The organism is Planotetraspora sp. A-T 1434, from assembly GCF_025420585.1.
Taxonomy (GTDB): Bacteria; Actinomycetota; Actinomycetes; order Streptosporangiales; family Streptosporangiaceae; genus JAOEGB01.
In genome coordinates, this window is record NZ_JAOEGB010000008.1 from 214,835 (window position 1) to 236,443 (window position 21,609).

Here is a 21,609-nt window from a genome sequence, read left to right on the forward strand (position 1 = left end):
CTACCACGTACTGAAAGCCCAGCTCGAGGCCGGTACCTGTGCAGGTCCCGCCCCTCCCCGGGTTGACTTACAAGCGAGGGGTCACTGGTTCGAACCCAGTCCCGCCCACCTGCGAAAAGAGCTCCGTCTCCCACCAGGGAAAACGGGGCTCGTGCCATTAACGTGCCATTAGCAGGCGCGGACGATCTTGTTCTTTCGCGGCCCCTACAACTTCCTTACCCGAGTAAACGCACGACGAGGTTCCCGACCCCTCCCAGGAAGGCCACGACCCCCAGCACCAGCAAGACACCCACCTGAAAGGTCCCCTCACCCAACGGTGACATCTCAACAGGCTCACTCGGATTCTCTGGATCGACCAACAACGGCATCTGCCGCCCCGCCCATTCGCGTAACCCCTACCCCGTACCGGTGGAGACGACAGCCTCGTGCTCCCGCCCATCCAGGCTTACGTACACGACTCGAAGCGCTCCGAGGCCTTCCCTCCGTATGACCGATCCTGTCGTTTGGTAGGCCCGTCTTCGCAAGTGCCGTAAGCGGCGGATCGCCGCGACGGCCCAGACCAACAACGCCGCGCCGATCACGATCACGGAGACAATCACAGGGATCGGAGCGTCCTTGAGGTCATTTGAAGCCACAGCCAACATGGTCGCCTCCTGCCCGAAAGTCTCCCTGAGCGAGATCAAGGCGGCAAAACAGCGCCTCCGGCGGGGGCCTCGCCTCCGCGATGATCGGTCATGCCCTCTGCCGGTACCCCCTGGCCAGGCTCGCCCACGACGAGAAGACCCTCAACGAAGTCTGCCGAATTGCGCTTATGGGAATCGCACGATCACGCTGGTCACCCACTCGAGATGAACATCGCAGTGTTCCTGACGGGACTCGAACCCGCATCAACGTAGCCAGGTGAGGAAAACGCGCTTCCCTGCCGGGGGCTAAGGTTCCCCAACCCGTACGGTTACCCGCACAGGCCCGGTCCCGGTGCATCCGCAACCCTCTGGCATGACACCCCTGCGTTTTGGGCCGCTCTATCCAGTTGAGCTACAGGAACATTGGTGATCAGCTGCAAAGCCATCATCGGACGGCGTAACCCCAACCGCAAGAACTTTTCGCCTCCGGCGGGGGTCTCGGCTCCGGGATGATCGCCACGAGCAAGAGTTGGTCCGTAAGGGCTGGGGTAGGGCCTGATCTTCCCGCCCGCCACGACCCAGGCAAGTCCAGCAGCCCGACTCCTCCGAGTCAAGCCCGTCCGTGATCGTGGCATCTCATGATGGACCGCTATGTCTGCCGAATCACTCTCGTAGAGGTCAAGCGGCGGCGCGCCGCGCTGCCGTACCCCCTGCGATGTCGTCCGCACGCTGCGCGCCACACGCCAGCCACCACATATCCAAGCAAGTCGCCGACCCGTAACGCGCCGCCGCTCCGGCCCTGGCGCCGACCACAGGCCTCAACTGCTTCGCGGTCCTTCGGTGCTCTCCGGACGATGGTCCGTTATTCCGCCTCCGCTCGCATGTCGCCCCTGTCCTCTCCGCCTGCCGAACAGAGCCGCTACTACTTGCCCTGGATCAGTCACCACGGCAAGTGCGGTAAGGACGAGTGCAGCGAGCGACACGATGACCCGACGTAAGAAACGCACACCTGCAAACTACGTGCCTCCGGCTGGGCCTCAAATCCGGGCCGATCGTGATAAAGCCAAATATGCGGGCGTGCAACGGTACGGGGATCCGATCGGCGAGGTCGCGTAGCAGACCATGCGGATCTCCAGCATTGCGCTGTGCAAATCGTGGCGGCGACCAGGATGGCGCCCCCGGGCTATGGTCGCTGTCGATCGGATGTCGCCGCGACCGCCGGGTCGCCTGATTGGCTACTCGCGGCCCCGCACGCGGCCCGTGGTGGCGGGTGCCGCGCCGCCCAGGAGCATCGCCTCGGTGATCAGGTTGTATGCGCTGTGCCAGGCGGCCCTCGTCTCGTCCGTCCAGCCATCCCCGAGACCGTCGGCGATGGCCTCGAACAGCACGTCGCGGACCCGGGTGTAATCCGCGACCCGCACGCCGTACGTGGCGTGCCGTGCGCCGAGCTGGCGCGCCCGCTCGAGGAACGACCCGAAATCGGGGATCGCGAAGACGATCATCTCCAGCTCGTCGGCGAACTTGCGCCGCTGCAGCGACATGTCCGTAGAGAACAGCTCCCGCAGTTCCGGATGACGCTCGAACAGGCGGGAGTAGAAGTCGTCGGCGACCTCGTCCATCCGGGGCCGGAGGGCCGCGACGGCTCCTGTCACGAGCGCGATCTGCTCCGGCGTCATGTACAGACCTCCTGTCGGACCAGGGCGGAGAGCTCGGCGGCCCCATCGACCCCCAGTTTGGCGTACACGTTGCGCAGATCGCCCTCGACCGTGTCGACCGGGATCACGAGGCTCCGGGCGATCTGCGGGCCGGTCTGTCCGTGGGCGGCCAGCTTGGCCACCTGCCGTTCGCGGCCGTTCAGGGTAGTGACTCCTTCCGGAGTCACGATCCCGGGCGTACGCGCCCCCTCGCACCTCTCCAGCAGCTCGGCCACGGCCAGCATGTGCCTGGCCGCCGTGCGGTGACCGGCGTGCCCTGCCGCGGCGGTGAGGGCTTCCGCGGCGAGCAGGTTCGCGCCCAGAGCATGGAAACGCCACCCCGCCGCGGCGAGGCCCTCCGGATCCCGCCGGCCGAGCGCCTCCGCGTGCGCGACCCGGACCGCGGCGTACGGCCCCTGCATGGCTGGGAGCCACGGGACCGCCTCTCCGAGCCGCACCACGTCGTGGAGGAGCGCGGCGGCGGCCGTCACCTGGCCGGTGGCGAGATACCGGCGGGCCGCGTCCCTGAGGTGGGCGCGTGCCTCCGGGAGGCTTCCCGCGGCGGCCTTGGCCCAGGCCTGGGCCCGGTCGACGTCGTGGTGCCGGAACGGCAGGCCGTCAAGCTCCGCCAGCCGCGCGGAGATCTCCGGCCCGGCCGTGCGGCCCGACCATGCGGCAGCCAGCAGCAGCCCGGCGAGGTGCAGCCGCTCGGCGACGGGCTGGCCGCCTGCCCGCGCCTGGCTGAGCCCTTCGCGGAACTGCTTCTCGGCGACGGCAGGGCGCCCACGCGCGAGCTCGATCCTGCCGAGCTGCCACGGTAACCACATGGCGAGCGAACCCACCTCGTCGTCGAGCGCCTTGTCCTGAGCGAGCCGTACGGCCTGCTCGGCCTCGGCAATCGCGCCCTGCTCCAGCAGCGCGCCGGCGACGGTGATCAGCGCGCCCGCCGGATGTGAGACGTTCGTGTGGTCGTGGAGCAGCCGATGCTCGTCATAGGCCCGCTGTCCCAGCTCGGCGGCCTCGTCGACCCGGCCGCCGTCGAGCAGGGCGTGCGTCCGGGCCCGAAGCCACAGCACGAGATGCCGCCGATTGCGCGGCTCCTTCTCACCCGCCGCGGCCAGCGCCTCAGCCGGCCTCCCATCCGCGGCGAGCACCATCGCCTCGACCGCCGCCAGCCCCGGCGTCCGCCCTACAGCCAGGGCCGCGGCGCGAAGCGATGCGAGGGCGTCCCGAGCCCGGCCGAGCCCGTAGAACAGGTTCATGGCCCGGCTGACGGCGACGGCCTCCAGGTCCTCCCCACGGGCGTACTCGGTCGCCGCCCGCAGCTGCTCCTCCGCCTCCGCGAAGCGGCCCAGCTCCCCGAGGGACTCGCCCAGGCACACCGCCGCACGGCAGTCGGGCCCGTGCCGCAGCGCCGCCCGAGACAGCCGCTCCGCCCGTACGACGTCGTGCGTGTACCGCGCGAGCAGCGCGGCGCGGATCAGCAGCTCGGGATCGGCGGTTCCGGTGGCGTCCAGCCGCCACGAGGCGAGCAGCAGCGGGTCGGCCTGCCGCCGTGCGCCGTACGCCTCGACCCGGCTCACCTGGTCGAGCAGCAGCGAGCGCGCGCGCAGGCGCGGCAGCGACTCCCGTACGGCTCTCGCGTGCAGGGGATGGGCCAGCGTGACCTCCTGCCGGCGGCCCTCCTCGCGCAACGCGATCAGCCCGAGGTTCTCCAGCCGGGTCAGCACCTCGATCGGGGTGTGGGCGAGCAGGTCGTCGAGGCCGAGGGGCTGGCACAGGGCGAGCAGCTCCACGCTCGCGCGCTCCGTCTGGCTCAGTTCCTTGAGGCGCTGGGAGACGAGGTCGTTCATCCCCGCGCCTGCCACCAGGGGGCGACGCAGACGCCACACGCCGTCGGCGTCATCGAGCGCGCCGTCCGCCTGTGCGTTCAGCACGAGCTCGCGCAGGTACAGCAGGTTGCCCTGGCTGGCCTCCCACAGCGCGTGCGCCGCCGGGGCGGCGACGGGGCCGCCGAGCGCCAGATGGAGCAGCGTGTCGGACCCCTGCCGGTCGAGGGACTGGATCTCGACCCGCAGGGCGCTGCCCTTGCGCCACAGCGCCTCCAGCGCGTCCGGGGTGACGGCCTCAGTGCGTTTGGTGGCGACGAGGAACAGCCGCGAGCCGGCGAGAAGGTAGGCCAGCAACGCCAGCGAGGTGGCGTCGAGCAGGTCGATGTCGTCCACCGCCAGGACGAAACGACCCGAGGCTACGGCCGCGTCGATCCTGGCCTTGACGGCGTCGAAGATCCGGTGCGGGTCGGTCAGGTCGAGCCCGGCGGGCAGGACCGGACCGAGCGCCGACAGGGGAACGACCGAGGCGCTCGCTGTCGCTGTGACGTGCGCGACGGCGTGCCCCCGGGCCCTGGCATGCGCGAGGAACTCCTCCGCGAGCCGGCTCTTGCCCACGCCGGAGGGACCGGTCACGAGCACGGCGTTGCAGTTCGCCGAGGCGAGGATGTCGTCGAGCTGCTCCAGCTCCGCCCGCCGCCCCACGAAGGGCCAGCGCAGCGCCAGGCTGGAGCGGTCCAGCTCAGTGGGGCGCCCGTCGGAGGGGGCGACCTCCCGCCGCGCCGCCTGCTCGGGCTCCGGGTACGGCGAGGCCGGTGCCATGTAAGTGGTGGCGGCGGCCACCAGGCGCGAGCGGGCCTCGGTGACGGTCAGGCCGGCCGCGGAGACGGCCCCGACCAGGCGCCGGGTTACCTCGGTCAGACCGGGCCGGGCCGCCGGATCGACCGCGAGCATGGCCTCCAGCAGGCTCTTCAACTCGGGGGACACGCCGGTGAGGTCGGGCGGCACTTCCGGAGAGATGATCCGGTAGACCAGTGCGGCGACGTTGTCCGCTTCATACGGGTAGCGGCCGGTGAGGGTGTAGGCCAGCGTGGCGCCCAGCGCGTACACGTCGGTGGCCGCCGTGAGCTCCCGCACTCCGCTGGCCTGCTCCGGCGACATGCAGACCAGGGTGCCCACCAGCACGCCGGTCTCGGTCATCGCGTGTCTGCGCTCGGCGAGGACGGCCAGCCCGAAGTCGATGATCATAGGCCCCTCGGCGCCCATGATGATGTTGTGCGGCTTGAGGTCGCGGTGTAGGAGGCCCGCGGTGTGGATCGTAGCCAGCCCTTCGGCAAGCGTGGCTCCGAGGATCGCGGCGAGCGCCGGTTCGAGCGGACCGTCGCCTGCCACGTACTGGCTCAGCGTGGTGCCCGGCACGTACTCCACCGCCAGCCAGGGGCGCGCCGCCAGGGGGTCGGCGGCGACCAGGGCCGCGACGCGGGGGCCGAACACGGTCTTGAGCGCCTGGACCTCGGCGGCGAATCGCCGGCGGATCTGCGTGTGGTCCAGCAGCCCGTCGTTGATCACCTTGACCGCGACCCGCTCCCCGGCGGGGGACATGCCGAGGTAGACGCGTCCCATCCCGCCGGAGCCCAGCCGCCCTTGAAGCACGAACCCGCCGATCTCTCTCGGATCGGATTCCGCCAGGGGGTCCATGCACACCTGCCACACCACGTGAAGGGGAAAGCGCGCCTGCCCGACGGGACGGCACTGGGCTGATGGTAAAGGGTGCCGAAAGGTCTCACCAGATGGGGCTTCGCGTTCCGGGTGCCGGCCCGTGCCGATGCGGTGGCGCTCTGGCTGAGTTCCGTGGCGTCCGCGACCGCTTCGCCCGCAGATGGCCGGGCAGGGCGTCTGATGACTGTGGCAGGCTGCCCCGCGGGTCAGGCGGCGCCGGTTCGCGCCGCGGTGACCACCAGCGTGGCGTAGCCCATCGTGAAGCCGCCGCCCACCGCGTCGATGGCGGCGCCGATGCCCAAGAGCACCTCCTGCACCTTGGCCGGCGGGAGCTGAGCATGGAAGCCGACGGTGGGCAGCTGGTCCAGCCACTCGTCGCGGGTGTAGGACCGCTCCCAGTCGAATCGCCACTGCTCCGGGTCGCCGAACGCGCCCGCATGGGTCGGTCGCTGTGGCGATCGTCGGCCTCGTCACCTCCCGGGATGACCTGCGCGCCCGGCTGCGCCAGGCCAGGCCGACCGGCGTCCCGATACTCGCGGAAGCAGCGGCCATGATCGCCTCCTACCTCACCATCGAGCGGGAACTGGGCCGCATCGCGGCCGATGCCGACGTCGACACGCTCGCTCCCACGCTGATCGGAGCCGGGCATCTGCTGTTCGCCGACCGGAAAGGCGTCCCGCCGGAGGCTGGAGCCGTTCACAAGGTCGTGACCACGGTCATCGCCGGCGTCGTGTGATGAGGAGCGCGCCTTGTCCTTCAACGACTTGATCATCTTCTTCGGCCTGGCCTATGAGGTCATCGCTCCGCTGGTCGTTGGCGTTGGCGTGCTCGCCTTCATTGTTGGTGTTACCGGCACGCTCCTCATCGTCCTGTACGCCCTGACGCGTCGGTTCTTCCGCCTCCGGCGGGGGCCTCGGCTCCCGGACGACCGCGAGGAGCAAGGCTTCGTCCTTGAGTGGCTGAGGTAGAGCCTGGTCCTCCTTCGGATGCTCAAGCTTCGAGCGCGGTCGGGTCTTCCGGTGCCGGCCGGATCCGTCCCGCCGCCAGACTCTCCTCCAGATGCCTGAGGGAACCCGTACTGTCAGGGGGCCAGGTCAGGGGGCTAGGTCGCGGCGCCGGAACAGCGCCATCCCGGCCGCCGCGAGGACCGCCGCGACCGCCACCAGCGCGACGATCGGCCCGGCTGTGGCGTCCACCGCCGGAATCGACGGCACGTGGCTGAACGGCGACAGGTCGCGCACCTGCCGGGGCAGCCCCAGCACGTCTCCGAGCAGGCCGAAGGCGATGCTCACCACGAGCCCGGCCCAGGCGAGCGTCACGAGCAACCGCGGCAGTCCGCCGAAGACCAGCAGCACGAACCCGGCCACGGTCAGCGCCGCCGGCAACTGCGCCAGCCCCGCGCCGATCAGCGTCATCACCCCTTCGTCACCGCCGACGGCGGCGTCGGCGATCCCGGCTCCGGCACCCGCGAACACCAGCATGGCCGCCGCGCCGCCGGCCGCGCAGGCCAGGTGCGAGACCACCCACCGGACCCGGCCCACGGCCGTGGCCAGCACGGCCTCCGCCCGCCCGCCGGCCTCCTCGGAGCGCAGCCGCAGCAGCGTCTGTACGGCGAAGCCCGCCGCCAGCGCGCCGAAGACGTTCATCATCGCCGCGAAGTACACGTCCACCAGGCCGGGGGCAGCCGTGCCGGCGAGCTGGCCGATCAGCTGGGTGGCGCCCGCGTTGCCGCTCATGGCGTCGTTCACCGCGTCGCCGAGCGAGCCGATGCCCACGCCGAACGCCGCGCTGCCGATCACCCAGCCGAGCGCCGAGCCGCGGTGCAACCGCCACGCCAGCCCGAGCGGGCTCAGCAGCGCGCGCGAGCCGGTCGCCGGGCCCGGCCGGTCGGGGATCAGCCCGGCGCCCAGGTCACGCCGGTCGACCAGCGCGAAGGCGCCCAGCACGCACACGGCGAGCAGCACGACGGGCAGGGCGAGGACCCACCAGCGCTCCCCGCCGTACGGGCGCACCTGCATGCCCCAGCCGATGGGGGAGAGCCAGGACAACCAGTTGCTGGTCACCTGGATGCCGTCCGGCGCCCGCTCGCCGAGAGCGTCGCCGATGCCGCGGACCAGGTAGGCCACTCCGACGGCGGTGGCGGCGCAGGCGTTCGCCGCGCGGGAGCTCTGGAACAACTGCGCGGCGACCGCGGCGAGGCCGGCGAACGCCATGCCGATCGCCGCGCATGCGGCGCCGAACGCCAGCGCGCCGTCCGCCGGCAGCTTGGCGCCCAGCAGGGTGCCGGTCAGCGCCGCGCCGAGCAGCAGGTTGGCCCCGAGCGTCACGGCCAGCGCCGCGGTCAGTCCGGCGTGCCGGCCCACGGCGCCCGCGCCGACCATCTCGGCTCGGCCGGTCTCCTCGTTCTGACGCGTGTGCCGTACGACCGCGAAGGTGCTCATCAGCCCGGCGAGCACCATCATGAAGGCGAAGTTGCGGAAGTTGACCAGTGCGCCGATGTCGGTGCCGACCGGCGCGCCGCGCATCAGCAGGACGGCGGGGCTCCCACCGGCCCCCCGGAGCGCGGTGACCCGGTCCGCCTCGGCCGGGAACTCGTCGGCCACGGCGGCGGCGCCGGCCGCCAGCACGGCGGCCGAGCCGATGATCCAGATCGGCAGCTGAACGCGGTCGCGGCGTACGGCGAGGCGGATCAGGTGGCCGGTGCCCGCGTAGGCGCTCACCGGGACGCCTCCGCGGCGGCTTCGGGAGCGGCGGGCGCGTCGCCGTAGTGGCGCATGAAGAGCTCCTCCAGCGTCGGGGGCCGGCTCGTCAGCGTGTGCACCTCGAAGCCCGCAAGGTGGCGCAGCACGCGGGGCAGCTCCGCCGGGTCCACGTCGAACCGGGCCCGGGTGGTGTCCGCCACCAGGTCATGCACACCCGGCAGCTCGGCCAGCCCGCTGATCGGCTGTGAGGCCTCCACGGCGATCGAGGTCCGGGTCAGGTGGCGCAGCTCCTCCAGCGTGCCCGACTCGACGGTGACCCCGTCGCGGATGATGCTGACCCTGGAGCAGAGGGCCTCCACCTCGGAGAAGATGTGGCTGGACAGCAGCACGGTCGCGCCGTTGCCGCTCACCTCGCGGACGGTCTGCTGGAACGCCGCCTCCATCAGCGGGTCCAGCCCGGAGGTCGGCTCGTCCAGGATGAACAGCTCCACGTCGGAGGCGAACGCGGCGATCAGCGCCACCTTCTGCCGGTTGCCTTTGGAATAGGTGCGGCATCGCTTCGTCGGGTCCAGATGGAACCGCTCCACCAGTTCCGCGCGCCGGGCCTTGTCCAGCCCGCCGCGCAGATCGCCGAACAGGTCGATGGCCTCGCCCCCGGACAGGTTGGGCCACAGGTTGACGTCGCCGGGGACGTACGCCAGCCGGCGGTGGAGCCGTACCGCGTCCTGCCAGGGATCACCGCCGAGCACCCGCGCCTGCCCCGCGTCGGCGCGCAGCAGGCCGAGGAGCACCCGGATCGTGGTGGTCTTGCCGGCGCCGTTCGGCCCCAGGAAGCCGTGAACCTCACCTGTTCTTACGACGAGATCGAGACCGTCCAGCGCCCGGGTCCGGCCGAACGTCTTGACGAGCCTGGCCACCGAGATGGCGTCAGTCATCGTTGGTGCTCCTCGAATCAGCGGAGCGTGGCTCCAGTGTCTGTGTGGGGGTCTGTGCGGGGGGACGCGTCCTGCGTCTTGTCGAGAGCGGCCCGGATCACAGAGGCGTCTTCCAGGCTGAGCATCGGGTGGGAGTAGACGTCGATCAGGGCCCGGGCGAGCGGCAGGTCCCCCTGTGGGCTGAACACCTCGACGCCCATGGCGCGCGATATGTGCTGGTGCAGGACCGTGATGGACAGCGCCATCGCGGTGAACACGGCCGCCCGGTCCTTGCGGTCGACGTCGGGAGGATCGGGACGGCGCGTGTCGGCTTCGGCGAGCCACTGCTCGGTCATCTGGACCATCTCGTCGAACAGCGTCGCGGCGGAGCCCTCCGCCAGCGCCCGCGCCAGATATCGCTGGTATGGCCCCAGCGCGGTCCGGGAGGCGGCAACGTAATTGATGTCGCCGGGCGCGGGGTCGGCCCGGACCTGGTCGTTGAGGCGCCGGACCACCTTGACCAGGTGAGCGTCGCACGCCTCGCGAAGCGCCTGCTTGGATCCGAAGTGGTGACGCACCAGGCCCGAGGACACACCGGCGGTCTCGGCGATCCCCCTGATCGTCGCCCGCTCGAACCCGTGCTCACCGAAGTGCAGCAGCGCCGCGTCCCTGATGCGAGCGCGAGCCGTGAGGTCTTCGGGGTCCGGTCCGGCCGTCGTCACTGCCACCTGTCCCTACACGTGCATATGGCTTACTATCCGAACGAATAGGAAGCTACACGCGTGTGTAGCCACTGTCCAGTGCGAAGGGTCGCTGTGGATGTCAGTGGCATAAGTCTCCGCGCCGACCGCCTTCCGGATCCGGCCAGGACCGGAGCCGCCGTCTCTGGTGCCGAAAACAAGGCCCAAGAGGGTCGGTGTCTCTTACTCTTTGATCGCCCACTGGCCTTTCTGGCCGGCGAGCCCGCCGTCCAGCGCGAACTGGAACGTCGCCGGGCGCCTGCGTCTCGGGGTCTCGAAGACGATGACGCCTGAAACGCTGTTGCCAGGTCCCAAGGCCGTCACCTGCTGCAATGTGTCCCCCTCGCGCACATCGGTGAAGAACGCCGGTCCGTGCCGCACGCCCCGGTCGTCGATCAGGAGGGCCCCTGCCGAGGGGGTGTCGCTGTAGGGGACCTCGCCCGTGTTGTCGAGCTCGACCTCCACCGCGACCAACACGCCGTTGTTTGGCGACATCATGGACGGGTCCTTGGGGGTGGCGTCCATGATGACCTTGTTAACCGTCACCGCCACCTCGAGCGCACGGTCCAGGCCCTTGAGCGGAATGGTGTCGCCGAGGGCTGCGGCGGGCTGGCGCGTGCTCGCCGGCTCTCGCCCGGCCTCTGGCCGAACCGATGACCGAACCTTTGGCTGAACCGATGGCCGAACCTCTGGCCCGATCGCTCTGCCGGGAAGAGTGGTCGCCGGGGCGGTGCCGATGACGGCCTGCGGCCTTCCAGAGTTGTCCGCCACGGCGACGATGGCCGCGTAGCCGCCGAACAGGACGATTACGGCAGTGCCTGCCAGGACCACAAGGACCCCGGGGTCGCGGCGCGCTTTCGTCGCGGCGGGGCCGTGCCGGCCTGAAGGGGGACCGTACGGTTCCGGGCGCGGCGGCGGCTCGCCGGGGCCTGCCGGCCACTGGCGTGAACCTTGCGGGCCCTGCTGTTGTCCCATCGTCTGGCTCCCGGAGCGGCGGTCTTCGTCGTCGGGTAAGACGCATGACGCGCCGTCAGGGGTTCGTGATAACGCGAGTTTCCTGATTACGGATGCCCACCGGTGGCGACTTCTTCGCCGCTCCCGGCAGATATCTCCGGCATCTTCTTCCCGACGAGGCGTGAGCCGGGGGTCAGGGCGTACTGCTGCCCCCCGGCTGCCCGGGATCGCCGGGCGGCGCCCGGAGGCACCGCGACGCTACTCCCAGGGGGCGGCGCCGTAGGAGCGGCAGTCGACGATCCGTCCGATGCCCTGGGCGTCGTAGACAACCTCGATGTCGACCGGATGGCCCAGCGTGCGGGCCGTCTGGCGCGCGAGCGCGCGGAGCCGCCTGCGTCCCATCCAGCCCAGGCTCTCGGCCGGGTTCTCCGTCTCCGGGACGCTCGTCCAGATGCTCGTGCCGCGTTGGCGCCTGAGCGGGTGGCCGCTCATCGCCAGCACCGAGCGGTGTACGGCCGGCACGCGCTGGACCACGATGCTCCATGGCCGCCACCGGGCGTAGGGATTCTCGAGGTTGTTGTGCAGCAGGACGTCGCACAGCCCGTCGAGCAGGCCGTTCCAGGTGCTGCCGTCGTGGAAGTGGGGGCCCGCGCCGAAGCCGTCGCCGGACGGGCTGCTCACCGACAGGGCGATGCGCACGGGCCCCTTCGTCCGCGCCCAGGCCTGCCGTAGTGCGGGCAGCATGCCGGAATCCTCCGCGTTGATCGCCGCCGCCGGGACCACGAAGCCGTACGCGACCGGAAGCCCCAGTCGCAGGGCCCTGGACAGCAGCGCCGCGCCGTCACCGACGAGCTCGGCGTCAAGCGATTCCGGCGCGCCCAGGGGGATGGCCATCGGTACGGCGGCGCGGTCCAGCGTGGGGTTGTGTGCGAGATCCCTCATCGCTCCTCCATCCAGGCGAGGTCATGGACCGACCATAGGCACGGACGCGCCGGCGGGGATCAGTCAGTCGACTGTGCTGGAGGCTGAACGGGAACGGAATGTCGCCACGCGGGACGCCGCGCGCGGCAGGGCATGCTTTCAGGCACGACTAGCGTTGCGGCATCCCAGCGTCGCTCAGAGGGGGAGCAGCGCCACGGCGGCCTCGCTCGTGAGCGGCAGGAAGGTGAAGCTCTCCTGCAGGTAGAGCCGCACGACCGCCTCGGTGTGGCTGTCGTAGCCGATGGAGATGTCCTGCCCGAGGTGGAGCGCGAAGTCGCCGCCCCGGGTGGTCAGCACGATGGCGCCGCTGATCGCCGGAGCCCAGATGATGTCGCCGCTTACTATCCGCCGGATGTGCTCCAGCACCGGGTAGCCGTGGTCGCTCGTCTCGCTGACCCCGGTGTACGCGTCGGCGCTCAGCAGCACACTGTACGGACCGTCCACGCCGGCCATCCGGAGCCGGCTGACGGCCTGCGCGATGGCGTCCGGGTACTTCGTGATGTCGCCGGGCAGCGCCAGGGCCTCGTCGCCGCTGCTCTGCCTGATGCCCACGATGCCGCCGGAGAGATAGCCCTCGAAGATGGCCTGGTCCTCGGCCAGGGCCATCGCGCGGGCGGCGTCTTTGACCGGCTGCCAGTCGGAGTCGCCCGATCCGCGCTCGACGTCGTCGATCGCGTCGCGGCTCAAGGTGAACGGGCGGCGCAGCTCGACGACGTGGGCCGCGTCACGCTGCCGGGCGATGATGCCGTCTGCGGGGGCGTCGATCGGGCGCAGGTGACCGGTCCCGACGGCGGCCAGGGACGGGCCCGAGGGGCCGACGACGTCCACGACCCGCCGCCCGGCGAGATGACGCTTGAAGGTGCGGCTCGCCTCCTCCTCGATCTGGGCCCAGGCGGCGTCCGAGATCGGCGCCAGTTCGCGGTGCAGGTTGTTCATGTCTGCGGGACTCCCTTCAAGGTTCCGACACCCAGCGAGCCGTCGTTCGCCGCAGTGGTGCTTGTGGTGTTCTCGGCGAGCCCCGCCGTCGCGGGCGCCCCCTCCTCGGCCGCGCTTCCGGCCGTGTCCTCCTCGGCGAGGCTCTTCAGCAGCGGGACGGACGGCACGAAGAACAGCGATCCGGTGACCGGCCGGGAGAAGTCGAGGATCCGGTCGTAGTTGCCGGGAGGCCGGCCGACGAACATGTTGTCGAGCATCTTCTCGATCGTGGCCGGCGACTTCGCGTAGCCGATGAAGTAGGTGCCGAACTCGCCCTGGGTGACGTTGCCGAACGGCATGTTGTCACGGAGGATCCGCATCTCGCGGCCGTCCTCGGTGATCGTCGTGAGCGCGCTGTGCGCCCAGGTCGGCTTCACCGTGTCGTCCAGCTCGATGTTGGTCAGCTTGGTCCGTCCGATGACGTGCTCCTGCGCCTCCGTGGACAGGGAGTTCCACGCGGTCATGTCGTGCAGGTACTTCTGCACGATGACATAGCTGCTCCCCGCGAACGCCGGATCTTCCTCCCCGATCAGCACGGCCTCGGGGACATCCCCTCCGGTCGGATTCTCCGTACCGTCCACGAAGCCGAGCAGGTCGCGGTCGTCGAAGTAGCGGAAGCCGTGGACCTCGTCGACCCCGGACACGGCCCCGGAGATCCGGTCAAGGAGCTGGGAGGCGAGCTCGAAGCAGAGGTCCATCCGCTTGGCGCGCAGGTGGAACAGCAGGTCGCCGGGGGTCGACGGGGCGTGGTGGACGCCGTGGATCTCCCGGAACGGGTGCAGCTCGGCCGGGCGGGGGACCTCGAACAGCCGGTCCCAGGCGTCGGCTCCGAAGCCGACGACGCACGACAGCCGCGCTTCGATGTCGCGGAAGGACACCGACCGGACGAGCCCGGGAAGGTCGGCGCACAGGTCACGCACGGTCGCGCGACTGTCCTCGTCAGGGTTCACGGTCACGATGATGAAGATCGCGTTGCGGCTGAGCGGCGCGATGACGGCCTGCAGAGCCTGGTCGGGCGACGTGCCGACGCTGGGCAGGCTCATGAGATCCCCCCTGTGAGATGCCGTGTGAGATGCCGTGTGAGATGCCGGCGGTGCTGCATCGCCGACCCTATCGTCACCAGGTTTTCGGCCTTTGGTCCGGTACGGAGTCCCTCATGGAGAAGGTCCGGTCTGGCGGTGTCCAGGGAGATTGCCACGGAGATCTGCCGGCGTCACCCAGCCGGATGGTCAGGCTCGGCGTCGTCCAGGGCGAAGCTCAGGTAGCGGTCGGACGAACGGCGAACCGCCTCGGCGCCGTCGGTGTCCACGATGTGCCGCCACCACGCTCCGTAAACACGGCCGAAGGCGTACGGCTCCAGCAACGAGAGGGCGCGCCGGACGGTCCTCGGGCGCTCGGGAATGTAGTTCGGATAGCTGTACATGAAGCTGACCCAGCGGCGGTCCTTCACGACCTGGAAGATGTCCCCCGAGAACAGGGCGCCTTCCCGGCCGTCGCGCCAGTGCATCACCTGTCCGCCCGCGAAGTGCACCCCGGCGTTGATCAGGGTGAGGCCGTCCGCGATCTCCAGGGTGTCGCCCTCCCAGAACACGACCGAGTCGTCATGCCGCGCCACCCATTGCCGGTCGGCGGCGTGGATGTAGATCGGCGCGTCGAACGCGTGCGCCCAGTCGACCATGCTGCCGTAGAAGTGGGGGTGGCTGATCGCGATGGCCCGGATCCCGCCGAGCTCCCTGACCTGCCGGATCACGTCGTCGTCGAGGTGGGTGACCATGTCCCACAGGACGTTGCCCGACGGCGTGCGCACCAGCAGCGCCCGCTGGCCGATGGCGGTCGGAGGCTCCGTGCCGACGCCGACTACTCCCGGTCCCTCGTCCTCGATCCTGGCTCGGTGGCCGGCCTCGCGCAGCTCGTTGAGGGTCGTCCAGCGCTGACCGTCCCAGCCGACGTACTGCCGCTCGTCCTCACATATCGGGCAGTTGTCGCGGCTTGCGCCGTACTGGACCCCGCATGTCACGCAGATGGGCAGATCGTTCATGCGTCTTTCCCCCTGACGTGGTTTTCCGGTGATCGTCAACAACCTATCAAGTTGACCAAGAACGGCTTGGGGAGACCATTACGGCCATGGCATTGTGTGCCTGACTTGTCACGCTATGTAATCACAAGGGCGACTGAGCCAGACCTACCCCGGCTCGAAGGAGTGACAATGACGTTCACAGCCATGCAACCCACCTACATGCCCGCCCCCGTGGGATACGCCGCTCAGCAGCAGTTCGCACCCCAGCATCAACCTCTCCAACCGCCGCTCTACGCCCAGCCGTTCGCTCAGTCATACGGCCAGCCGCAGGTCGGCCAGCCGTACGCCCAGCAACCGGGACAGGCGTACGGCCAGCAGATTTCGCAGGTGCCGGGTCAGCAGCAGGTGTCGCCACTCGGGCAGGCGATCCAGCAGGAGGAGCAGATCCTGCCTCAGGAGCACCTGCTCAGCCCGCTGAGCTTCTGGAACAAGCTCGCGCGGTATGGCGTCAGGTATGGCGCTCCGGCCGTCAGGCAGATCCTGGACAACGTCCAGTGCCAGCACCAGCTTCAGCTCCAGCAGGCTCAGCAGTACGCCATGCAACTGCCGCAGCACCTCGTGCAGCAGTTGGGCATGCAGGTCCCGCAGTTGGTGGGTCAGCAGGCGATGGGCGCGCAGCCGGCGTTCCCGACCGCGGTGAACGATGTTCAGCAGGAGGAGCAGATCCTCCCGCAGGAGCACCTGGTGAGCCCGCTGACGTTCTGGGCCAAGATCGCTCGCCTTGGCGTCCGGTACGGCGCTCCGACCGCCCGCCAGATCCTGGAGAACGTCCAGTACGTCCACCAGATCCAGCAGCAGGTCGCCCAGCAGATCCCGCAGCACGGCGGCCAGATCGGTCAGCAGTACGGTCAGCTCGGCCATCTGAACCACCTGGCCCAGCAGTACGGCCCGCAGCTCAACCACCTGGCTCAGCAGTATGGGCAGCAGGTTGGCCAGCTCGGGCAGGTCAACCACCTCGGGCAGCTCGGGCAGCTCGGGCAGCACGGGCAGCTCCAGCAACTGGGGCAGCTCGGCCAGATGTACGGCCCGCAGGTTGCCCAGGCGTACGGCCAGCACCCCGGTCAGGTCGGTCAGGTCGGTCAGGTCGGGCAGCTCGGTCAGATCGGCCAGCAGTACGGTCCGCAGCTCAACCACCTCAACCACCTCGCCCAGCTTGGGCAGCTCGGGCAGGCCAACCACCTTGGGCAAGTCGGCCAGATGTACGGCCCGCAGGTTGCCCAGGCGTACGGCCAGCACCCCGGCCAAGTCGGTCAGGTCGGTCAGGTCGGTCAGGTCGGGCAGCTCGGCCAGCAGCACGGTCCGCAGCTCGGTCTGCTGGGCCAGCTGTATGGCCAGCTCGGGCAGCAGTACGGCCAGCAGCCGTTCTCGGCCGCCCAGGGCCAGATGACCCAGCAGGTCGGCCAGGCCCACCAGCAGGCCCCGTATCAGCAGGCTGCCTATCAGCAGGCTCCGGTGCCGGCCGGCGCCGGGCTCTGAGCGGAGGCGCGTGGTGGACCCGACGGGTGAGCGGCCACCGGGACCCGGTGCCATCCCGGACGGAGCCGGCGTGGACGCCAATCCCGCCATGGGACCGGTGACCGGTCCGTCGGCTGGCCTGGCTGGCCTGGCTGGCGTGGCTGGCCCTGCGGTTGGCCTCGCGGTCAATCCGGCGCTCGGTCCGGCGCTCAATCCGGGGCTCAATCCGGGGCTCAATCCGGGGCTCGGTCCGGGGCTTGGTCCCGGGGCCGGCCTGGCGGGGAGTCCGGCGGCCGGCCCCGCGGTCGGCCTGATGGTGAGTCCGGCGGTCGGCCTGGCGGGCAGCCCGGCGATGGGCCCCACGATGGGCCCCACGATGGGCCCCACGATGGGCCCCACGATGGGACCGGCAATGGCAGCGGCGATGGGACCGGCGATGGGGCCGGTCCCCGGGCAGCCCGGGCAGCCCGGGCAGCCCGAGCAGCCCGGGCCGCTCGGCCCGCTGCAGGCGCAGTGCGCGGTGACCCTACAGCAGCTGTACGGCTGGCTGCAGGCGTCGCTCCCGCAGGCGCCGCGGATCGCCGGGGTCATCCCGCTGCTCGTCCAGGCGGTGCAGATGTACCGGATCGGCCGGCATGAGGAGTGCATGGCCCAGATCCAGTTCGTCCTGAGCATCGTCGACGGCGCCTGCGGCGGCGGTGACAGCACGAGCGGCGACGCCAGGACGAGCACCGGCGGTGACGGCAACGGCGCCGTCAACGCCGGGCGGCCCAGCGGCCCACCACTGTGACTCGCTCACAGAGCGCCCGGACCGGTCGGTGGCCGGTCCGGGCCCCTGCCGTACTGATCGGAAGGATCGTAAGCGGAGGACGGCCCGGCGTTCGCCCCCTTGCCGCCGTTCGCCGGCGATGCTGTGGGCCGCCGGTGACGATTGAGCCCGATTCCTCGTCGAGCCTGCGGGCGCGGCCAGCGAGACCAGCGTGAGCTGGGGAGAGTCGAGACGGTAGTGACCAGCAACGAGAAGCCCAGGAACGAAACCGAGGAGCCCCGCACGCCCGCCCCCAACCGGGCGAGGCAGACACCGCGGCAGGGACCGCAGGTTGTGGAGCCCCGTCCTCGGCGCTACATGGTCGCGGCGCTGCCCGAGCCGTACCTCGCGGCCATTGGTGTGGGCGGGCCGGCTCTCGACGGGGGCGCCGTGCACAGGCTGCTGGAGGACGACCCCGAGGTGCGCGTGCACCGCCTCATTCCGGCGCGGGCGGGGAACGGGTTCCCCGCCGTCGTGGTCGTGGACATGTCCGCCCAGCACGCGCTTGACCTGCGGCGACGCCTGCCCCAGGTGCACATCGAACGGGACCGGCTGCTCACCTGCACCGAAGTGCCCATGGCGCCCCGGAAGCGGCGGGCCGCGGCGGCCGTCCTGCCTGTGGGGCTCGAGAGCACCTTCACCTTCCTGGTCCGGGACGCCGAGGGCAAGCCGGTTCCGGCGGCGACCGTGTTCGTCACCGGGTACGGCTGGCCGGCCCAGGCCGTGACGGGAGCCGACGGCCGCGCGACGGTCACGATGGTGGGGGAGACGCCGGAGTCCATCGCCGGTGTGGTGGTCAAACCGCGCTCGGGCTACTGGAGTCGCAGGCTCGACCGGCCGGCCCTGTCGACGACCAGGGACAACCTGATCGAGCTCACGGAGCTGTCGGACACGTTCGAGGGCTTTCCCGGCCGGCAGGTCTTCGGCTGGGGTCAGCAGGCGATGAGCCTCGACCGGCTGCCTCCGACCTTCCGCGGCACCGGAGTCAAGATCGCCATCGTGGACTCGGGGACGGCCACGGACCATCCCGATCTGCTCGGCCGGGTGACGGCCGGAATCGATCTGGTGGGACGCAACCCTGACGGCTGGGCGGTGGACACGACCTCCCACGGCTCGCCCTGCGCGGGGATCATCAGCGGTGCGGACAACGGCCGGGGCGTCGTCGGTTTCGCAGTCGAGGCTGAGGTCCACGCCTGCAAGATCTTCCCTGGAGGCCGGTTCAGCGATCTCATCGAGGCGCTCGACTACTGCATCGAGCAGGCGATCGACATCGTGAACCTCAGCCTGGGAAGCAGGCGTCCCTCCCAGCTCGTCGCCGCCAAGATCGACCAGGCCCGCGACGCGGGGGTGGCCTGCGTCGTCGCCGCGGGCAACGACGGCGGTCCGGTCGGCTTCCCCGGCAACCTGCCGAGCGTCCTCACCGTGGCGGCCATCGGCAAGGCCGACGCCTTTCCGGTCGGTTCGTCGCACGCCGCGGAGATCCTGCGGCCATGGACCGGTGAGGGATACTTCTCGGCCCGGTTCAGCTGCCATGGGCCCGAGGTCGACGTCTGCGCGCCCGGCGTGGCCGTGCTGTCCGCCGTTCCACCGGACTCCTACGCCGCCTTGGACGGCACGTCCATGGCCGCCCCGCACGTCTCCGGTCTGGCGGCCCTCGTGCTGGCGCACCATGGCGACTTCAGGAACGGCTACAGCGGGCGCGACGCCCGCCGGGTGGACCGCCTGTTCCAGATCATCAAGTCGAGCTGTATCGCTCTGGACCTGGGTGACCCGTACCGCACGGGAGCGGGCCTGCCGAACGCGGTGCTCGCCCTCGCGCCGGCGCTGGCGCACGTCGCGCCGCAAGCCGGTGAGGTGCAGGGTCTGCTCGGCCAGCTCACCGCCGAGATGCTCTGGGCCGGGCTGATCGTTCCGGCCGCGCATCCGGGGCAGGGGCAGGCCGCCGCGGGAGGGCAGTCCTCGGGTAGCGGCCCGATCAACGGACACGGTTACGCCTCTGGGAACGGCCCTGTCTCCGCGCACGGTTACGCCTCCGCACACGGCCCTGTCTCCGGGTACGGGGCTGCCTCGGGAAATGGGCCGGTCCTGGGAAACGGGCCCCTTCCCGGGGCCGAACCCGTGCCCGGGAGCGGCGTGGTGGGAGCCGCGAACGGCATGCTGATCGGGAACGTCACCGCGCCCCCCAACGGCATGATTCCGGGGAATGGGGCGGTGGCCGGGCACAACATGGTGATCGGTGACGGCGTGATGATGGCGAACGGCGTGGTCCCCGGGTACGGCGTGGTCTTCCCGTACGGCATGGCCGCCGGGCACGGCATGGGCTTTGAGTACGGTGTGCTCCCAGGACAGGGCATGGTCTCGGGGTACGGGATGGTTTCCGGGTACGGCCTGGCCGGTGGGCAGGGCATCGTGCAGCCGGGCGGAATGGTGCAGGCGGACGGCATGGTGCAGGCGGACGGCATGGTGGCCGGGAACGGCGTGCCGCCGGGAGGCCCGCTCGCCTGGCTCGCCGAGGAGATGCGCGCCGCCGGGCTCTTCATCGACCAACAGGGCACCGACCTGATCGACTGAAGGTCCGCCATGGGCAGCGGACTGCCGGTGTACTCCCCGATGCTGGCGCAGCTCGGGACGATGCCGGAGCCCGATGATTGCTACGCCCACGAGATGAAGTGGGACGGCGTCAGGGCGCTGGCCTACATCGAGGGCGGCAGGCTCCGGCTGATCTCCAGGAACGCCAAGGACATCACCGCGGCGTACCCGGAGACGCTCGGGCTCGCCAGAGCCGTGGGCGGCCACGATCTCGTGCTCGACGGGGAGATCGTGGCGTTCGACGAGCGGGGCAGGCCGTCGTTCGAGGCGTTGCAGCCGCGGATGCACCAGCGGCACGAGGTGAAGATCGCTCAGCTGATGACGACGGTGCCGGTTACTTTCCTGCTGTTCGACGTGCTGCACGTGAACGCGGCGTCCTCGATCGCCATGCCGTACACCGCTCGCCGCGGCCTCCTGGAGCAGCTCGTGGAGAGGGGAGCGCACTGGGACGTCCCGCCGTACTACCGGGACGGTGGCGTCCACGCCCTCGCCGAGTCGCGCCGGCTGGGCTTCGAGGGAGTGGTCGCCAAGCGGCTGACCTCGCCGTACCGGCCCGGCAGGCGGTCTCCGGACTGGGTGAAGGTCAAGAACTTCCGCACCCAGGAGGTCGTCGTGGGCGGCTGGAAACCCGGGGAGGGACGCCGCCGCGGCATGATCGGGTCGCTGCTCGTGGGCGTGTACGACCAGGGTCGCTTCCGCTACGCGGGGAGTGTCGGGACGGGATTCACCGAGGCGACCCTTCGCGACCTGGCCGAACGGCTCGCGTCGCTGGAGCGGGACACGCCGCCCTACGACGAGGAGCCGCCACGAGAGGAGGCCCGGGGCGCGCACTGGGTGGAGCCCGTCCTCGTGGGCGAGGTCCAGTACGCCGAATGGACCGGCGAGCACCGGCTCCGCCATCCCTCGTGGCGGGGAATCCGCGAGGACAAGGCCCCGGAGGAGGTCACCCGTGAGGAGTGACTTCTGGGACTCGTACGCGGTCTCCCCGGCCCCGCGCAGCGGTCAGCCGGAGCCCGGCGACTCGTCGCCACCGAGCCCGGCGACGTCAGTCCGAGCCTGGCGACGTCAGTCCGCGCCCGGCGACTTGTCACCCCCGAGCCCGGCCACGTCAGCCCGAGCCAAAGATGTCAGCCCCAGCCCGGCGACCGCGCTCCGAGTCTCACGACCCCCAGCCTGCCGGCTCACCCGCCCTCGGGGCCGGTCCGGGCGGCACGACCGGGGTCGTCTGCCGTCGATCGTGTCCCGGGGGTCAGTGCGTCTCGTACGCCGGTCCGGCCATCTGGGCGACGTCCTCCGCGCCGTCGCCGATCAGCTTGGCCGACATGTCGGAAAGAGCGCGCCCCGCCGCCAGTTCGTCGCCGATCTCCGGGACCGGCCGGTCAGACGGGTTCCGGCGGGCGTGGCCGACGCTCTCGTGCCTCCTGCCCGCCCCCGTGTACAGCACGGCGGTCGCGGTGGTGACGTCGTCGTTGTCGTCCTCGTTGAGGAAGATCTCCACAGTCCATCGTTTGGTCTTCATGACGAACACCTCCCGGCATCCAGCATCCCT

The 21,609-nt window shown here is 70.6% G+C and carries 17 protein-coding genes; 5 read left to right on the top strand and 12 right to left on the bottom strand.

All coding sequences use genetic code 11. The features are described 5' to 3' along the window. Positions 1 to 1,858: 1,858 nt before the first annotated feature. A complete protein-coding gene (locus N5079_RS13245) occupies positions 1,859 to 2,299 on the bottom strand; it encodes a globin domain-containing protein (protein ID WP_261583947.1) in 441 nt (146 codons plus the stop codon). Continuing rightward, positions 2,296 to 5,844: a serine/threonine-protein kinase gene (locus N5079_RS13250; RefSeq protein WP_261583948.1), complete on the bottom strand. Its 3,549-nt coding sequence runs from the start codon at positions 5,842 to 5,844 to the stop codon at positions 2,296 to 2,298. The genes N5079_RS13245 and N5079_RS13250 overlap by 4 nt, the downstream gene beginning before the upstream one ends. 472 nt (positions 5,845 to 6,316) lie before the next feature. Here N5079_RS13250 and N5079_RS13255 point away from each other — a divergent pair, with 472 nt between their 5' ends. Both N5079_RS13255 and N5079_RS13260 read left to right on the top strand, forming a co-directional pair. Beyond that, complete coding sequence (locus tag N5079_RS13255) at positions 6,317 to 6,601, top strand: hypothetical protein (RefSeq protein WP_410007781.1); 285 nt, start codon at positions 6,317 to 6,319, stop codon at positions 6,599 to 6,601. Between the two features lie 13 nt (positions 6,602 to 6,614). Next, positions 6,615 to 6,833, top strand: coding sequence for a hypothetical protein (locus N5079_RS13260; protein WP_261583949.1), 219 nt, complete (start codon positions 6,615 to 6,617; stop codon positions 6,831 to 6,833). Between the two features lie 126 nt (positions 6,834 to 6,959). Here the strand turns inward: N5079_RS13260 and N5079_RS13265 are convergent, their stop codons facing one another. The 9 genes from N5079_RS13265 to N5079_RS13305 all read right to left on the bottom strand — a co-directional run bounded on the left by N5079_RS13265 (position 6,960) and on the right by N5079_RS13305 (position 16,618). After that, positions 6,960 to 8,585, bottom strand: coding sequence for an ABC transporter permease (locus N5079_RS13265; RefSeq protein ID WP_261583950.1), 1,626 nt, complete (start codon positions 8,583 to 8,585; stop codon positions 6,960 to 6,962). Further along, positions 8,582 to 9,502 carry an ABC transporter ATP-binding protein gene (locus N5079_RS13270; protein WP_261583951.1) on the bottom strand — a complete coding sequence of 307 codons (921 nt, stop codon included), beginning with the start codon at positions 9,500 to 9,502 and terminating at the stop codon, positions 8,582 to 8,584. Before N5079_RS13270 ends, N5079_RS13265 begins: the two co-directional genes overlap by 4 nt. A 17-nt stretch (positions 9,503 to 9,519) precedes the next feature. Continuing rightward, positions 9,520 to 10,209 (bottom strand): TetR/AcrR family transcriptional regulator, encoded by a 690-nt coding sequence (locus N5079_RS13275; protein ID WP_261583952.1) that lies wholly within the window; start codon positions 10,207 to 10,209, stop codon positions 9,520 to 9,522. 195 nt (positions 10,210 to 10,404) lie between these two features. Then, on the bottom strand, positions 10,405 to 11,196 hold the full coding sequence (locus N5079_RS13280; protein WP_261583953.1) for a DUF4352 domain-containing protein: 792 nt from the start codon (positions 11,194 to 11,196) through the stop codon (positions 10,405 to 10,407). A gap of 237 nt (positions 11,197 to 11,433) precedes the next feature. Further along, entirely contained in the window at positions 11,434 to 12,117 is a 684-nt protein-coding gene (locus N5079_RS13285; RefSeq protein ID WP_261583954.1) for a hypothetical protein, read from the bottom strand. Between the two features lie 174 nt (positions 12,118 to 12,291). Beyond that, positions 12,292 to 13,092 carry a family 1 encapsulin nanocompartment shell protein gene (locus tag N5079_RS13290; RefSeq protein WP_261583955.1) on the bottom strand — a complete coding sequence of 267 codons (801 nt, stop codon included), beginning with the start codon at positions 13,090 to 13,092 and terminating at the stop codon, positions 12,292 to 12,294. After that, positions 13,089 to 14,174 (bottom strand): Dyp-type peroxidase, encoded by a 1,086-nt coding sequence (locus tag N5079_RS13295; RefSeq protein ID WP_261583956.1) that lies wholly within the window; start codon positions 14,172 to 14,174, stop codon positions 13,089 to 13,091. The genes N5079_RS13290 and N5079_RS13295 overlap by 4 nt, the downstream gene beginning before the upstream one ends. A 170-nt stretch (positions 14,175 to 14,344) precedes the next feature. Beyond that, on the bottom strand, positions 14,345 to 15,169 hold the full coding sequence (locus N5079_RS13300) for an MBL fold metallo-hydrolase (protein ID WP_261583957.1): 825 nt from the start codon (positions 15,167 to 15,169) through the stop codon (positions 14,345 to 14,347). Positions 15,170 to 15,460: 291 nt separating this feature from the next. After that, positions 15,461 to 16,618 (bottom strand): hypothetical protein, encoded by a 1,158-nt coding sequence (locus N5079_RS13305; RefSeq protein WP_261583958.1) that lies wholly within the window; start codon positions 16,616 to 16,618, stop codon positions 15,461 to 15,463. A gap of 202 nt (positions 16,619 to 16,820) precedes the next feature. On the opposite strand from N5079_RS13305, the gene N5079_RS13310 reads away from it, so the two are divergent. From N5079_RS13310 to ligD, 3 genes are all read left to right on the top strand, one after another. Next, positions 16,821 to 17,453 carry a hypothetical protein gene (locus N5079_RS13310; RefSeq protein ID WP_261583959.1) on the top strand — a complete coding sequence of 211 codons (633 nt, stop codon included), beginning with the start codon at positions 16,821 to 16,823 and terminating at the stop codon, positions 17,451 to 17,453. 312 nt (positions 17,454 to 17,765) lie between these two features. Continuing rightward, complete coding sequence (locus N5079_RS13315; protein ID WP_261583960.1) at positions 17,766 to 20,042, top strand: S8 family serine peptidase; 2,277 nt, start codon at positions 17,766 to 17,768, stop codon at positions 20,040 to 20,042. A 9-nt stretch (positions 20,043 to 20,051) separates the two neighbouring features. Next, positions 20,052 to 21,020 carry a non-homologous end-joining DNA ligase gene (gene ligD, locus N5079_RS13320; protein WP_261583961.1) on the top strand — a complete coding sequence of 323 codons (969 nt, stop codon included), beginning with the start codon at positions 20,052 to 20,054 and terminating at the stop codon, positions 21,018 to 21,020. A 289-nt stretch (positions 21,021 to 21,309) separates the two neighbouring features. Here ligD and N5079_RS13325 read toward each other — a convergent pair whose 3' ends face one another. After that, complete coding sequence (locus tag N5079_RS13325) at positions 21,310 to 21,579, bottom strand: DUF1876 domain-containing protein (protein WP_261583962.1); 270 nt, start codon at positions 21,577 to 21,579, stop codon at positions 21,310 to 21,312. Positions 21,580 to 21,609: the final 30 nt, after the last annotated feature.